At 68.9% G+C, this 15,157-nt stretch carries 13 protein-coding genes; 9 read left to right on the top strand and 4 right to left on the bottom strand.

The genetic code is table 11. From position 1 onward, the window contains the following. Positions 1-57 precede the first annotated feature (57 nt). Complete coding sequence (locus tag H565_RS0104430) at positions 58-498, bottom strand: acyl-CoA thioesterase (protein WP_027459981.1); 441 nt, start codon at positions 496-498, stop codon at positions 58-60. A 79-nt stretch (positions 499-577) separates the two neighbouring features. Here H565_RS0104430 and H565_RS0104425 point away from each other — a divergent pair, with 79 nt between their 5' ends. Together H565_RS0104425 and H565_RS14315 are read left to right on the top strand one after the other, a co-directional pair. Further along, positions 578-1,762 carry an acetyl-CoA C-acetyltransferase gene (locus tag H565_RS0104425; RefSeq protein WP_034408386.1) on the top strand — a complete coding sequence of 395 codons (1,185 nt, stop codon included), beginning with the start codon at positions 578-580 and terminating at the stop codon, positions 1,760-1,762. An 80-nt stretch (positions 1,763-1,842) separates the two neighbouring features. After that, positions 1,843-2,352, top strand: coding sequence for a hypothetical protein (locus H565_RS14315; protein ID WP_051363412.1), 510 nt, complete (start codon positions 1,843-1,845; stop codon positions 2,350-2,352). Between the two features lie 105 nt (positions 2,353-2,457). On the opposite strand, the gene aceF is transcribed toward H565_RS14315, so the two are convergent. Both aceF and aceE read right to left on the bottom strand, forming a co-directional pair. After that, positions 2,458-3,852 carry a dihydrolipoyllysine-residue acetyltransferase gene (gene aceF, locus H565_RS0104415; RefSeq protein WP_027459979.1) on the bottom strand — a complete coding sequence of 465 codons (1,395 nt, stop codon included), beginning with the start codon at positions 3,850-3,852 and terminating at the stop codon, positions 2,458-2,460. Between the two features lie 99 nt (positions 3,853-3,951). Continuing rightward, on the bottom strand, positions 3,952-6,681 hold the full coding sequence (gene aceE / locus H565_RS0104410) for a pyruvate dehydrogenase (acetyl-transferring), homodimeric type (protein ID WP_027459978.1): 2,730 nt from the start codon (positions 6,679-6,681) through the stop codon (positions 3,952-3,954). A gap of 181 nt (positions 6,682-6,862) precedes the next feature. Here aceE and H565_RS0104405 point away from each other — a divergent pair, with 181 nt between their 5' ends. The 4 genes from H565_RS0104405 (at position 6,863) to uvrB (ending at position 12,542) form a co-directional block, all read left to right on the top strand. Continuing rightward, on the top strand, positions 6,863-7,762 hold the full coding sequence (locus tag H565_RS0104405) for a LysR family transcriptional regulator (protein ID WP_027459977.1): 900 nt from the start codon (positions 6,863-6,865) through the stop codon (positions 7,760-7,762). Positions 7,763-7,823: 61 nt separating this feature from the next. After that, on the top strand, positions 7,824-8,288 hold the full coding sequence (locus H565_RS14310; RefSeq protein ID WP_034408383.1) for an NUDIX hydrolase: 465 nt from the start codon (positions 7,824-7,826) through the stop codon (positions 8,286-8,288). Next, positions 8,174-8,809: an AAA family ATPase gene (locus tag H565_RS17030; protein ID WP_425387386.1), complete on the top strand. Its 636-nt coding sequence runs from the start codon at positions 8,174-8,176 to the stop codon at positions 8,807-8,809. The genes H565_RS14310 and H565_RS17030 overlap by 115 nt, the downstream gene beginning before the upstream one ends. Before the next feature lie 145 nt (positions 8,810-8,954). Next, positions 8,955-12,542: an excinuclease ABC subunit UvrB gene (uvrB, locus tag H565_RS17025; RefSeq protein WP_084542890.1), complete on the top strand. Its 3,588-nt coding sequence runs from the start codon at positions 8,955-8,957 to the stop codon at positions 12,540-12,542. A 76-nt stretch (positions 12,543-12,618) separates the two neighbouring features. Here uvrB and H565_RS0104385 read toward each other — a convergent pair whose 3' ends face one another. Next, positions 12,619-13,887 (bottom strand): uracil-xanthine permease family protein, encoded by a 1,269-nt coding sequence (locus tag H565_RS0104385; protein WP_027459975.1) that lies wholly within the window; start codon positions 13,885-13,887, stop codon positions 12,619-12,621. Positions 13,888-14,042: 155 nt separating this feature from the next. On the opposite strand from H565_RS0104385, the gene H565_RS14300 reads away from it, so the two are divergent. The 3 genes from H565_RS14300 to H565_RS0104370 form a co-directional block, all read left to right on the top strand. Next, positions 14,043-14,465, top strand: coding sequence for a putative dsRNA-binding protein (locus H565_RS14300; RefSeq protein ID WP_034408379.1), 423 nt, complete (start codon positions 14,043-14,045; stop codon positions 14,463-14,465). Then, a complete protein-coding gene (locus H565_RS0104375) occupies positions 14,462-14,800 on the top strand; it encodes a YraN family protein (protein WP_027459974.1) in 339 nt (112 codons plus the stop codon). Before H565_RS14300 ends, H565_RS0104375 begins: the two co-directional genes overlap by 4 nt. A gap of 117 nt (positions 14,801-14,917) precedes the next feature. Then, positions 14,918-15,157: transposase (locus H565_RS0104370; protein ID WP_027460046.1), on the top strand; the 240-nt coding region annotated here is incomplete at its 3' end.

The raw sequence follows: 15,157 nt of genomic DNA, 5'->3' as shown, positions 1-15,157 counted from the left end.
CACTTCCGCCCGCTCTGACCGGCGGGCGGGTTGCGGTGACCCCTCAGGAAGGGACGGTCAGCCGTGGGTCCATAGCTCCTCCAGCGCCGCTCGCAAGGCGTCCGGCAACGGCACGGGCCGTCTGGTCTTCCGGTCCACGTACACATGCACGAAGTGGCCCTGAGCACAGGCCAGGTCCTCTCCCTCCCGAAAGACGGCTAGCTCATACCGCACGCTGCTGCGCCCCAGGTGCGCCACGCGCACGCCCACGCTGAGAAGGTCCGGAAAAGCGGCGGGCGCAAAAAAGGTGCAGCCCGTCTCCACGACCAGCCCGATGATCCCCCCTGCCTGCACGTCCAGCACCCCCTGGGCGACGAGGTAGCGGTTCACGGCGGTATCGAAATACGCGTAGTAGGTCACGTTGTTGACGTGGCCGTACACGTCATTGTCGGCCCAGCGGGTCGGGGTGGGCTGGTGGTGCGGATAATCGGCGCGGCCATGCGGGGCGGGGCGGGTCATGGAGGCAGCGTACCGGAGCCGTTCGGGGGGCAGGGACGACCCGGCCAGGCGGGAACGCCCCCCGCGTTAGATTGCCCCCATGAAGAGCGCAGACACCCTGGTGATTACGGCAGCGCGCCGCACGCCCATCGGCAGCTTTCTGGGCACCCTGGCCGACGTTTCGGCGGTCGACCTCGGCGTGACGGCGACGCGGGCGATTCTGGAGGGGGTCAACCCGGACGAGGTCGCGGACGTGATCGTCGGCAACGTCTTGCAAGCCGGGCAGGGCATGAACGTGGCCCGGCAGATTGCGCTGCGCTCCGGCTTGCCCCAGCACGTGCCGGGGCAGACGGTCAACCGGGTGTGCGGGTCGGGCCTCCAGGCCGTCGTGAGCGCCGTGCAGGGCCTGAAATCGGGCGATGGCCAGCTTTACCTCGCGGGCGGCGCCGAGAGCATGAGCGGCGCTCCTTACCTGCTGCCCCGCGCCCGCCAGGGCTACCGCCTGGGGCACACGCAGGCCCTCGACTCCATCCTCAAAGACGGCCTGACCGACGTGTTCCACGACGTACATATGGGCATCACCGCGGAGAACATCGCCGAGGAGTGGAAGCTCTCGCGAGAAGAGCAGGACGCCTTTGCCGTGGAAAGCCAGCGCCGGGCAGCGGCGGCGATCGAGTCGGGGGCCTTTGCGGACGAGCTTGTTCCGGTCGAGGTACCGAGCAAAAAGGGACCCGTCCTCTTTGACAGAGACGAGTACGTGCGCCCCGGCGCCACCGCCGAAGCGCTCGCCAAGCTCAAGCCCGCCTTCAAGCCGGGCGGCACCGTAACCGCCGGGAACGCCTCTGGCCTCAACGACGGGGCGGCGATGCTGGCCGTGACGACCGAGGGCTACGCGCAGGCGAACGGCCTGCCCATCCTGGCTGAGATTACGAGCTACGCGGCGATTGGCGTCGACCCCCGCATCATGGGCATCGGCCCAGCCAAGGCGGTACCGGTCGCGCTGGAGCGGGCCGGAATGGGGGTCGGCGACGTGGACCTCTTCGAGCTGAATGAAGCCTTTGCCGCCCAAAGCCTCGCGGTCGTGCGCGACCTCGGTGTGGACCCCGCACGGGTCAACGTGACGGGCGGGGCCATCGCGCTGGGGCACCCCATCGGGGCGTCGGGGGCGCGGGTGCTCGTGACCCTCATCCACGCCCTGCGGCGTTCCGGCAAGGAAACCGGGGTCGCCAGCCTGTGCATCGGCGGGGGCATGGGCATCGCGATGGTGGTGCGGGCGCGGGCCTAATCCCCCCATGAGCGCCGTCCCGCGCGAGCCTCAAGGAAGCCGGAATGCGGGCACCCCGCGTGAGGGACGACACTGAACCCATGGACGACTTCCGAGATGGCCGCCCCGACGAGGACCGCGAGCGCCGGACTCCGACCCCCGTGAATGAGGTGACGGGTCAGCCCGACTCCCGCACGGGCTTTCAGACCCATGACCCCAAGGACGTTCACCAAGACCGCTACACCTCGACCCCCGCCGAGGACCGGGTGGCGAGCGCCGACGAGGGCAAGGGCGTGACGATGCCCGCCGTCGACCCCGGCGCGGTGACCCACCAGTTTGACCACCTCGCCACCCGCGACCCGGAGGCGATGGAGCACGCGCCCCAGGCCCCCGACTACGCCGGAGCGCAGACCATCGCGGACGTCGGTGTAGACGGTGCCCTCCTGGACCGCACCTTCCCGGCGGGCGTGGACATCAGCGCCAGCACCAGCGTGGCAACCCACGCGGACCGCCTGAATGCCGCCACTGACCCCAACCCCGGCTACGTCCCGCCCAGCCAGTCGGCCCCACCCCATCCCGGCGAGGACCCGGACGGCCCTGACCGCCGCTGACCGCTTCTCCCTTCTCTACCGCCCCCCTCGTCGGGGGCGTTTTTTAGGCGGCGTGGCACGTCAAAGCCCCCCACCACGGGGATGGGGGGCTGGGCGCAAGGGCCGTTACAGCGAGATGAGGAAGGGGTCTTCCAGCGCCTCGCACACATACCGCAAGAAGCGGGCCGCGTCCGCGCCGTCGATGAGGCGGTGGTCGTAGGTCAGGCTGAGGGGAAGCATGTTGCGGGCTTCGAAGGTGCCCGTCTCCTTGTTCCACACCGGCTCCATGCCGCCGCGCGACACGCCCAGGATGGCCACCTCCGGGCTGTTGACGATGGGCGTGAAGCCGGTGCCCCCAATCCCGCCGAGGTTGGAGATGGTAAAGGTCGCCCCCTGCATCTCGTCGGGCTTCAGCTTGCGCTCGCGGGCCTTTTCCGCCAGCTCGCTTAGCTCCAGCACAATCTCGGTGATGCTCTTGCGGTCGGCGTCGCGCAAGACGGGCACGAGGAGGCCCTGCGGCGTATCGACCGCCACGCCGAGGTGGACGTATTCCTTGTAGACGACCTGTTGCCGCTCTAGGTCGAGCGACGCCCCGAACTTGGGGAACTTCCGCAGGGCGTTCGCCACGACCTTCATCAGGATGTGGGTCATGGTGAGCTTGCCGCCCGCCTTTTCCACCCGCGCTCCGAACTGACGGCGTGTCTCCTCCATGCGGGTCACGTCGGCCTTGTCGAAGTGGGTGACCATCGGGATGGTTGTCCAAGACTGGGTCATGGAGCGCACGGTCGCCTTGCGAATGCCGCTCATGTCCTCGCGGCGCACGGCCCCCCACTTCTCGAAGTTGGGGAGGGGCGCGGCCTGCGCGGGGGCCGGAGCCGGAGCCGGGGCCGCCGCGGGCTGAGCGCTGGCCGCTGGCCGCTGACCGCCTTCCGCCGCCCGCCGCACGTCTTCCTCGCTGATGCGCCCGGCGATGCCGGTGCCGTGCACCGCGCGGATGTCCACCCCCAGCTCGCGGGCGAGCCGGCGTACGCTGGGCGCGGCGGGCACCAGGGGACGGCCATCGTAGGTCTGGGTGTCATAGGGCCGCTGGGCACCGGGAGCTTGGCTGGGCGCGGACTGGGTGGGCGTGCGCTCCGGAGGAGAAGCCGGACGCCCCGCGCTGCTGGCCTGCTCCTTTTGCGCCTCCTGCTGGGCCTGGGCGACCCGGTTGGCGGTGCCCGACTCCGGCGCGACCGTGGGAGCTTCCGGCTCGGCGGCAGGAGCGGAGGCCGGGGCTGGCCCGCCCGCGCCACGCAGCGTCAGAAGGACGCCCCCCACCTTCACGGTGTCGCCGACCTGAACGTGCACCCGCTCGACGGTGCCCGCAGCGTTCGCCGGGACCTCCACGACCGCCTTGTCGGTCTCGATTTCGATGATGGGCTGCCCTTCGCTGACCTGGTCGCCCGGCTTCACGAGCACCGTCACCACGGTGCCCTGCTCGATGTTGTCGCCCACGTCGGGCAGCCTGAGTTCTGTCGCCATGTTGGAGGCTCCTTGGGAGGGGGTCTAGGGGTCGGAAGTCGAGGGGTCGGGGGGGAGCCGTCCTGACTCCTTGACTGCTCGACCCCTCGGCGCTGCACGTCAGCGCAGGACGGGGGCCACGCGCTCCGGGTCGATGCCGAGGTCTGCAATGGCCCCCGCCACCACGTCGCCCTTCACCTTGCCGTCACGTTGCAGGGCGTACAGGGTCGCGAGGACCACATGCTTGGCGTCCACCTCGAAGAAGTCGCGCAGCTCAGCGCGGGCTTCCGAGCGCCCGAAGCCGTCAGTGCCCAGCGTCCAGACCTTGCGGTCGAGGTGCCCGTTCAGGCCGTCCGCGCCGAGCTTGACGTAATCGCTGACCGAGACGATGACGCCCGGCGCGTTTTCCCTACTCAGTTGCGAGGCCACGTAGCTGACGCGCGGCTCGTCTTGCGGGTGCAGCATGTTGTGCCGCTGGGTCAGCAGGGCGTCTTGGTGGAGTTCCTTGTAACTCGTGACCGACCACACGTCGGCGGCGACCCCGTAGCCCTCCAGCATCGTGACGGCTTCCAGCGCCGCGCCCATCGCCGGGCCGCTGGCGAGGAGCTGCGCCCGCAGCTTGGCCTTCGTATTCCCGCTCTTCTGAAAGCGGTACAGCCCGCGCAGGATGCCGTCGCGGATTTCCTCGTGGGGGCGGCCATCCTCCGGCATGGGCGGCTGCACTTCGTTCTCGTTGTCGATGGTGACGTAATAGAACTCGTCGATGCCGTCCACGTACATCCGCTGGATGCCCGCTTCGACAATCACGGCAAGTTCGTAGGCGAAGGCGGGGTCGTACACCTTGAGGTTGGGCACCACGTACGCCTGAAGGAGCGAGTTGCCGTCCTGGTGCTGGAGGCCCTCGCCCGCCAGGGTGGTGCGGCCCGCCGTCGCCCCGAACAGGAAGCCACGTGCCCGCTGGTCGGCGGCGGCCCACACGAGGTCGCCGATGCGCTGCATCCCGAACATCGAGTAGAAGACGTAGAAGGGGATGGTGGGCACCCCGTGGTTGGCGTAGCTCGTCGCCGCCGCAATCCAACTGCTCATCGCGCCGTCTTCGGTGATGCCCTCTTCGAGCATCTGGCCGTCGGTGCTCTCCTTGTAGGCCATCAGCGAGCCGAAGTCGACGGGTTGGTAGGTTTGCCCGCGCGGGCTGTAGATGCCGATGCGCGGCACGAGGGCGTCCATCCCGAAAGTCCGGGCCTCGTCGGGAACGATGGGCACGATGAACCTGCCGATTTCCTTGTCGCGCAGCAGCTTGCTCAGAATCTGCACGGCGGCCATCGTGGTGCTCACCGCCCGGCCCTTGCTTCCGGCGGCGAACTCCTCGTAGAACTCGCCGGTCGGCACCTTGGGGTGCGGGTACTCCACCCGGCGTTCCGGCACGAAGCCGCCGAGCGCCCGCCGCCGCTCCAGCATGTACTTCACTTCCGGGCTGTCCGGGCCGGGGTGGTAGAAGTCAAGGTGCTCGACCTGCTCGTCGGTCAGGGGCAGCTCCAGCAGGTCGCGCAGGGATTTCAGGGCGTCAAACTCCAGCTTCTTGACCTGGTGGGCCACGTTGCGGGCCTGCGCCGTCTCGCCGAGGCCGTAGCCCTTGACCGTGCGGGCGATGATGACGGTGGGGCCGCCCGTGTGCTTCATGGCGGCGTCGTAGGCGGCGTAAATCTTGTGGATGTCGTGTCCGCCGCGGTTGAGCAGTTCGAGGTCAGCGTCAGACCAGCCCTCGATAAGCTGCTGCAACTCCGGCGTATTGAAGAACTTCTCGCGCAGCTCTTTGCCGCCAAAGGCCGCGTAGCGCTGCGACTCGCCGTCGACGAGCGCCTCGAACCTCTTCACGATGGCCCCGTTGTAGTCCTTGGCCAGCAGCTCGTCCCACTTGGAGTCCCAGACCACCTTGATGACGTTCCAGCCCGCCCCCCGGAAGAGGGCCTCGAACTCCTGAATCACCTTGGAGTTGGCCCGCACCGGCCCGTCGAGGCGCTGGAGGTTGGCGTTCAGGACAAAGATGATGTTGTCGAGGTTCTCGTAGGCGGCGAATCTGAGCGCCCCCACCGACTGCGGCTCGTCCATCTCGCCGTCCCCCAGAAAGGCCCAGACCTTGGCGTTCCCTTTTGGCTTCAGGCCCCGGTTTTCGAGGTACCGGATAAAGCGGGCCTGGTAGATGGCTTGGATGGGGCCAAGGCCCATGCTGACCGTCGGGAACTCCCAGTAGTCGGGCATCAGCCAGGGGTGGGGGTACGAGGAGAGGCCGGGGCCGTCCTGGCTCAGCTCGCGGCGAAAGTTGTTCAAGCGGGCCTCGTCAAAGCGGCCCTCCAGGTACGAGCGGGCGTACACGCCGGGGCTGGCGTGGCCCTGGAAAAACACCAGGTCGCGGTCTGGCCCGGCCCCGTGGCCGCGGAAGAAGTGGTTAAAGCCCACCTCCAGCAGCTCGGCGCTGCTCGCGTAGGTCGAGAGGTGCCCGCCGATGCCGTCACTTTTCTTGTTCGCCTTGACGACCATCGCCACCGCGTTCCAGCGAATCGCGTTGCGGATTTTGCGCTCCAGCTCGGCGTCACCGGGGTAGTCGGGCTGCGCTTCGGCGTCGATGGTGTTGATGTAGGGCGTGTTCTGCTTGAACTGAATCGGTGCCCCGTGAAAGTAGGCGTAGTGGTCGAGTTCTTCGAGGAGCTGCGCGGCCCGCAGGTCGCCCGCATCCGCAAAGACGTAAGCGAGCGAGTCGAGCCACTCCTGCGTTTCAATCTGGTTGAGCTGCTCGCGCTGCTGCGGCGGCAGATTCGCCCGCGGCGGACGATTCGGCGGAGATGTCGTCATGCTGCCCAGTCTAGGCCCCCCGATTGCCCGCTTCCAACAGGGCAAAGTGAGGGAACTGACCAGCGGGAATGGTGGGAGGCGTGTAGCGTGGGGCGTGTGGCCTGTAGGGCCAAAGCTCTGAGCTTCCGCTTCTGCTTTTTCTCTCCACAAGCCACGAGCCACCAGCCACACGCCCCCCCCTATGGAACTCCGCCACCTGCGCCACTTCGTCGCCCTCGCCGAGGAGGGCCATTTTGGCCGCGCCGCCGAACGGGTGTTCGTGGTGCAGCAGGCGCTGAGCAACTCCATCAAAAATCTGGAGGACGAGGTGGGCGTGCCGCTGGTGCGCCGGACCACCCGCCGGGTGCAGCTCACACCCGCCGGAGAGGAGTTTCTGGTGGGGGCGCGGCAGACCCTCGCCCTCGCGGGCGAGACGGTCGAGCGGGCGCGGCGAGCGGCGCGGGGCGAGGTTGGGCGGCTGACCCTGGGCTTCGTGAGCGGGCTGGCCTTTGGGGGCCTGCCGGAAATCGTGCGGGTCTTTCGGGAACGCTTTCCGCAGGTGCGGGTGGACCTGCGCGAGCTGACCGCCCAGGAGCAGGAGGCGGGGCTGCGCGGCGGCACCCTCGACCTGGGGCTGATGCTGCTGCCCGTGCGCGACCCCTCGCTCTCCTCGCGCCCGCTGTGGCGGCAACCGCTGGTCGCCGCGCTGCCCGCCGGGCACCCACTCGCGGGGCGGGCCGAGCTGGACATCGCGGACCTCGCGGGCGAGCCGTTCGTCTTTTTCCCCCGGCACCTGCGGGCCACCTACTTTGACCAGGTGATGCGCTGGACCTCTGGGGCCGGGTACACGCCCCACGTGGTGCAGGAGGCGATCGAGATTCCCACCCTGCTCTCGCTGGTGGCGGCGGGGGTGGGGGTGTTCCTCCCCATCCGCTTCTTCGAGCGCCTGTCGCTGCCCGGCGTGGTCTACCGCCCGCTGCGGGACGCGCCCGTCATCGACATCGTAGCGGTGTGGCGCGGCGGCGGAGAGATGAGTCCGGTGGTGGGGAGCTTTCTGGAGGTGGCCGCAGAGGTGCTGGGGGGCGGGCAGGCCAACCCGTAACCTGACCCGCCCCGCCATCTGGCCGATGCTCCCGCGCCCGCCCCCACCCCACACTGGCGCGGTGACCGATTTTCGCTTTCCAGCCCCCGACGGCACCCTTGTGAACCTGCGGGTGGGCATCCTGTGTGTTCGGGACGCTCACCTGCTGGTGTGCCGCGACAACCCCGATTTCCTGTACCTGCCGGGCGGCGCGGTGCGGACCGGGGAACCCAGCAGGCAGGCGGCCCGGCGCGAGTGGCAGGAGGAGACGGGCGACAGCGCGGCCCGGTTCACCCTGGCCGGAGTGGTTGAGAACTTCTTCCGGCTCGGAGGCCGCGAGTGGCACGAAACCGGCTTCTACTACCGCATCTCCGGCGAGACGCTGCCGCCCCTGCCCTTTACGGCGCTCGACCATCCGGGGTGCGTGTTGGAATGGCTGCCGCTGAGCGAGCTGGACCGGGAGCCGCTGTATCCCACCTGCCTGCCGGACCTGCTGCGGCTGCCCGCAGGCCAGGTCGGCCACTTTGTGACGGGGGACCAGCCATGAAGCGCGTCCTCATCGTCGGCAGCCCCGGCGCGGGCAAGAGCACCTTCGCTCAGCGGCTGGCGGAGCGGACGGGTCTTCCCCTCGTGCATCTGGACGAACTTTGGACGAACTCCGCGCCCTCCGGGATGAGGTCGTCTTCCCCTCGTGCATCTGGACGAACTGTACTGGGACAAGGGCTGGAAACCGGTCGAGCGCGAGCGGTGGCTGTCGCGCCTCTCGGACGCGCTGGCGGGGGAGCGCTGGATTCTCGACGGCAACTTCTCGGCCACGCTGCTGCTGCGGGCGTACCAGGCAGACACCGTATTCTTTCTTCGGCCGCCGCGCTGGCAGTGCCTCTGGCGGGCCTTCTGGCGCGAGCGGCTGGGGCGCTATCCCCACGGCGGTCATCCGCCGAAGTGGCCCTCGCGGGCGCTGCTGCTGGACATCTGGCAGTTTTCCCCGCAGGCAGAGTGGCAACTGGCTCAACTGCGGACGGTACCGGGGCTGCGGCTCGTCGTGCTGCGGAGCGACCGGGAGATTGAGGGAGCGCTACAGCAGCTCGCGAGCTGAACTCGGTCAGCCTTCCCACACCCGGCTTACGTTGGTGACGTAAACTGGTGGGATGCATTCGCGTGCCGGAATCCGGCGCTTCGTCCCTGTCCTGCCCCGTCCCATGGAGGTTTCCCGATGCTGAAGGTCAAATCCGAGTTCAAGCCGTCCGGAGACCAACCGACCGCCATCAAGTCGCTGGTGGAGGGGCTGGAGTCGGGACTGCGGTTTCAGACGCTGCTGGGTGCAACGGGCACGGGCAAGAGCGTGGCCTGGCACGAACCCGTCACCGTCGAGGTGGCCGGAGAGGTGCGCCGCCTGCCCATCGGCGAACTCATTGACGGAGTGTTCGGCCAGGCCCACCAGGACGAGGAGTCGCTGGAGTTGCCCCCCGCCGACCCGATGCGGGTCCTCGCCTGGGACGCGGCGACGGGGCGGGTGGAGTGGCGTGCTGTCACGGCCCTGAGCCGCCACCGCACCCCGCCAGCGCTGCACCGCCTGACCACGGCCTGCGGGCGCGACGTGGCCGTGACCGCCGACCACAGCGTGTGGGTGCTGCGGGGCGGCGGCCTGCACCTGATTCCCGGCGACGCGGTGCGGGCGGGAGACGCCCTCCCCGTGCCGCGCCGGGTCCCCGAACCGCAGGGGACCCTCGCGGCGCTCGGCACGCTGGAGCTGCTGGACGGCTTGCCTTTCCATGTCGCGGTCCCCTACCGGGCCGAACAGGACGCGGCCTGGCAGGCCCTGCTGCGCGAGCACCACCCGCGTGAGCAGGCGTGGGGAAAGATGCACGCCCTGCGCCACGGCAAGAGGGGCGGCGGTCTCCACCTCTCCGGTGCGCGGGCCGCCGTCGCGGGCGGGCTGGTGGCCCCCCAGGAGGCGCGTGTCTCGGCGCGGACGGTCTCGCTGCCCGCCCAGTTGCCGCTGACCCCGGCGCTCGCGCTGCTCTGTGGGCAGTACCTCGCCGAGGGGCACGCTGCTGACCGCTTCGCCCTGATTTCGGCGCGTGACCCGCAGGTGCAAGAACACCTCACGCGGGCGCTGAACGACCTGGAGGCCCCCCACTTCCGGCGCAAGGACGGCGACTTCGTGCTGGGGGGCCGGGTCTGGCAGGAGCTGCTCTCGCGGCTGATGGGCCGCCGCGCCCCCACCAAGCACCTCCCGCAGAACTTCGCGGCGCTGCCGAATGCCTTTCTCGCCGCACTGCTGCGGGCCTACTTCGAGGGCGACGGCGGGGTGGAGGGCGGCGCGGTCACGGCGGTCACGGCGAGTGAGCGGCTGGCCGGGGAACTCGCCGAGGCCCTGCTGCGTTTCGGGGTCTGGGCGCGGCTGCGCGAGCTTCAAAAGCGGCGGCCCGATGGAACGTTGGGGACATACCATAAGGTCACGATTTCTGGGGCCGAGAACCTGCGGGCTTTCCAGGCCGAAGTCGGCTTCCTGAGCACGCGCAAGCGGGAGGCCCTGGCCGCCGCGCTGGAGCGGGCCGGGTGGGGCAACACCAACGTGGACCTCGTGCCCGGCGTCGGTCCCCGCCTCCGGGCGGAACGGGAGCAGGCGGGCCTCAGCCAGAGCGAGGTCGCCCAGAGGGCCGGGTGTACCCGCACGGCGGTGTCGGCCATCGAACGCGGCGAGCGAGCACCCAGCGCGGCCCTGTTCCGGCGGCTGTGCGCGTCGGTCGGCATCACGGACGCGGCCTTCTGCGGTCTGGCAGACGTGCATTGGTCCCCGGTCGAGCGTGCTGAGGTGGTGGCCCCCCAGACGCCCTACGTCTACGACTTCAGCGTGGACGAGTTCGAAACGTTCCTGACCGGGCGCGGGGGCCTGTTCGTCCACAACACCTACTCCATGGCGAAGGTCATCGAGGAGACTGGCCGTCCCGCCCTGGTCATGGCCCCCAACAAAATCCTCACCGCCCAGCTCGCCTCCGAGTTCCGCGAGTTCTTCCCCGACGCGGCGGTCGAGTTCTTTATCTCGTACTACGACTACTACCAGCCCGAAGCCTACGTGCCCGGCAAGGACCTCTTCATCGAAAAGGACGCCAGCATCAACCAGGAAATCGAGCGGCTGCGGCACTCGACGACCCGCAGCCTGCTGACCCGGCGGGACACCATCGTGGTCGCGTCGGTGTCGTGCATCTACGGCCTGGGCGACCCCAAGGAGTACACGGCCCTAAACGCGGTGCTGAAAAAGGGCGGGCAGATGCCCCGCGACGAGCTGCTGGGGCGACTGGTGAACATGCAGTACGAGCGCAACGACATCGAACTCCTGCCCGGACGCTTCTCGGTCAAGGGCGAGACGGTCACCGTGTGGCCCGCCTACGACGAGCAGCCCCTGCGGGTCGAGATGTGGGGCGACGACATCGAGCGCATCAGCGTGGTGCATCCGCTTACCGGAGAGCGGCTGGGGGACCTTGACGCGACAGTGGTCTACCCTGCCAAGCACTACGTCTCCTCGGCGGGCAATATCGAGCGGGCCATCGTGACGATTCAGGAAGAACTTGACCAGCGGCTCGAATATTTCAAGTCGGTGGGCAAGCTGCTCGAAGCGCAGCGGCTCAAGGAACGCACCCTTTACGACCTGGAGATGCTCAAGGTGCTGGGCTACTGCTCCGGCATCGAGAACTACTCGCGGCACATCGACGGGCGGGCACCGGGGGCGACGCCGTACACGATGCTGGACTATTTCCCGGATGACTTCGTCACCTTTATTGACGAGTCGCACGTCACGGTGCCCCAAATCGGCGGGATGGCCAACGGCGACCGGGCGCGCAAGCAGACGCTCGTGGACTACGGCTTTCGGCTGCCCAGCGCACTCGACAACCGCCCCCTCAACTTTGACGAGTTCCTGGAGAAGACCGGGCAAATCGTCTTCGTGTCGGCCACCCCCGGTCCCTTCGAGCGGCAGGTCAGCGACAATGTGGCTGACCAGATTATTCGCCCGACCGGACTCGTTGACCCGCCCGTCACCGTGCGACCGATTCAGGGGCAGATTGAAGACCTGTTGGGGCGGGTGCGCGAGCGAGCGGCGCGGGGGGAGCGTACCCTGGTCACGACCCTCACCAAACGGATGGCGGAAGACCTCACCGAGTACCTGCTGGAAAAGGGCGTCAAGGCCCGTTACATGCACTCGGACATCGACTCCGTCGAGCGGCAGGTCATCATCCGTGACCTGAGGCTGGGGCATTACGACGTGCTCGTCGGCATCAACCTGCTGCGCGAGGGCCTGGACCTCCCCGAAGTCTCGCTGGTGGCGATTCTGGACGCCGACAAACCGGGTTTCCTGCGCAGTGAGCGGGCGCTCATCCAGACGATTGGCCGTGCGGCCCGCAACGTGAACGGGGAGGTCATCCTCTACGGCGACACGGTGACGCCCGCGATGGAATACGCGATGGAAGAAACCCGCCGCCGACGCGAAAAGCAGCTTGCCTACAACGAGGAACATGGCATCACCCCGCAGACCGTGCGCAAGGGCGTGCGCGACGTGATTCGCGGCGAGGAAGCGCCGGAAGAGGTCTCCTCCGAAACGGTGGGGGACGACCGCGAGGCCCTCGCCGCGCAGCTCACCGACCTCGAACTCGACATGTGGCAGGCGTCCGAAGACCTCGATTTCGAGCGGGCCGCCAGCTTGCGCGACCAGATTCGTGCCATCGAGGCCAAGCTTCAGGGCAAGGAGTTCAAGCAGGCGACGGTGCCGGGGCAGAAGGTGCGCAAGCGGGGGCGGCGCTAAACCTCCCCCGAAAGCCATCGCCCGCCCCAGCCGAAGCCAGGGCGGGCGGTGTCCCGTTGGGGTTGTCCCAATCGGCCTACACGCTCACGTCGCGCCCTTCGGGTTCTCCGGCGACCTCCTGATGCTGCCGGGGCAGAATCAGGTTCGCCACGATACCGACGAGCGCCGCGAGCGCCATCCCTGAGAGGGTGAGGGTGGTGCCGCCCACCCCCACCGGAAAGGCCGCCCCACCCAGCCCCAGCACCAGGATGAGGGAAACGATAATCAGGTTGCGGCTGTGCGCGAAGTCGATTCGCGCCTCGGCCAGGGTGCGAATGCCTACGCTGGCAATCATGCCGAACAGCAGGATACTCACGCCGCCCAGCACGCCCTGCGGCAGGCTCTTGAGGAGGGCCGCCAGTTTGGGCGAGCAGCCAAAGAGGATGGCAAAGACGGCCCCGATTTGCAGGACGCGGGGGTCGTACACGCGGGTTAGGGCGAGCACGCCGGTGTTCTCGGCGTAGGTGGTCGCGGCGGGGCCGCCCAGCGCCGCGCTGCTCATGTTGGCGATACCGTCCGCGAAGAGGGTGCGGCTCAGGCCGGGGTTTTCCAGGAAGTTCTTGCCGACGACCCGCCCGTTCACGATGACATCGCCCACATGCTCGATAAAGGTCACGACTGCCACGGGCGCGATGATGGCGACTGCCCGCCAGTCGAAGGCGGGGGCGTGGAAGTCCGGCAAGCCGAGGAGGGGAGCCGCCGCTGCCGCATCCAGCGCCTCACGGCTCACCTGTCCGGTGGCGAGCGCGACGAGGTAGCCGCTGACCACCCCGACCAGGATGGGAATCATGCGGAAAAGGCCCCGCCCCCACAGGCTCGCCACAACCGCCGCCGCCAGGGTGACGAGGGCCAGCCCCCAGCCCTCCTTGGCCTGGTTCACGGCCACGCTGCTTAGGCCGAGGCCAATCACGATGATGACCGGACCCGTCACCACGGGCGGGAATACTTTCAGCAGCCGCCCGGTGCCGAACACCTGCACCAACCCGGAAAAGAGCAGGTACATCGCCCCCGCCGCGACCAGGCCGCCCCCGGCGGCGGCGGGACCGAACTCTTTGACGACGAGCGCGGTGGGCGCGATAAAGGCAAAGCTCGACCCCAGGAAGATGGGCACTTGCCCGCGCGTGAGGAGGTGAAAGAGCAGCGTCGCCACCCCTGCCCCGAAGAGGGCCACCGAAGGCGAAAGGCCCACCAAGATGGGCACGAGCACCGTCGCCCCGAACATGGCGACCGAGTGTTGCAGCCCCAGCATGAGGCGGCGGGCGGGCGGAAGGGGGCTGGGGACGGCTGGGGGGACGGTCTGGGTCATGAAGCCTCCGGGGACAGCCGCGCGCCGCAGCGGGCCTCTGCCGCCAGGAGCGGCGGAAGGGGCGGGGCGCGGGCTTGTTCCGGGAGGCCAGCATACCCCGCCCGCGGGGGGGACAAGCACCCCCAGATTCTTCTGGCCCGTATTACCCTGGGGGGATGAATCCCAAGGGCGACCTCATCGCGCGGCTCGCAGCGCTGGGCCTCGGCACTCCGACCTTTGACGCGGAGGGAACAGGCCCCGCCCACGAGCGCACCTTTCGCGTCACCGTGAGGGCCGGGGGCCGCGAGCTGGGCCACGGCGAGGGCCGCTCCAAGCGCGACGCCGAGCGGGCCGCCGCCGAGGACGCGCTCTCGCGGCTGGAGAGCGGAGGGGATGAGGAAGGCGAAGAGTCCCCCCCGCCGGGCCGCTGGCCCATCTATGCCGCCGTGCTGGAGGGGGCGCTGGAAGTGGCCCTGGACCTCGCCGGGGACGACGCCACCCTCGACGACGTGCGCCGGGACGCGGCCCGCCTCTACCGTGACCTGCTCTCGGACCTCGGCCACGGCCCCGACCCCCACGGCGCGGGAGAGCAGCCCTGAAGGGTGCCGACGCCGAAGCCCGCGCCGCCGCGCACCTGGAGAGCCTGGGCCGGGTCATCCTCGCCCGCAACTACCGCATTCTGGGGGGCGAGATTGACCTCGTGTCGCGGGACGGCTCCTGGCTCGTCTTCACCGAGGTCCGCCAGCGCCGCTCGGCCCGCTACGGGGACGCCGCCCAGAGCGTGACGCCGCGCAAGCTCGCGCTGATGCACCGGGCCGCCCTGACCTACCTCGTGCGCGAACTGGGCCGCGACGACCTGCCCTGCCGCCTGGAGGTCCTCACCATCGACGGCCCGGCGGGGACGGGGACCCTGCGGCTGGTGGTGGTGGAGTAGCGCCCAGAGACAACCCACCTCTGGTGAGGGGGTTGGTCTGCTCCCCGAAAACTGGACGGTCAGGACTAGAGACTCAGGCTCGCCCCCAGCCCTAGGCTGGAAAGTGAGGCGACCTCTATGAAAACCCGTCAGTTCTCCGAAGACCAGATCATCAATCTCCTCCAGAACGCCAAAAAGGGCGACAAACCCATCGAGGAGCTGTGCCGCGACCTGGGATGCAGCACCGCGTCCTACTACGCCTGGAAGAAGAAGTACGGCGACACCACAGTCGACGAAGCCCGCAGGCTTCGTCGACTGGAGAAGGAGAACGCCCGTCTCCTGCGGATCGTCGGCCAACAGCGGCTCGAGATCGACGCG

Source organism: Deinococcus murrayi DSM 11303 (assembly GCF_000482805.1).
Lineage (GTDB): Bacteria > Deinococcota > Deinococci > Deinococcales > Deinococcaceae > Deinococcus > Deinococcus murrayi.
This window is presented reverse-complemented; position numbering and strand designations above follow the sequence as displayed.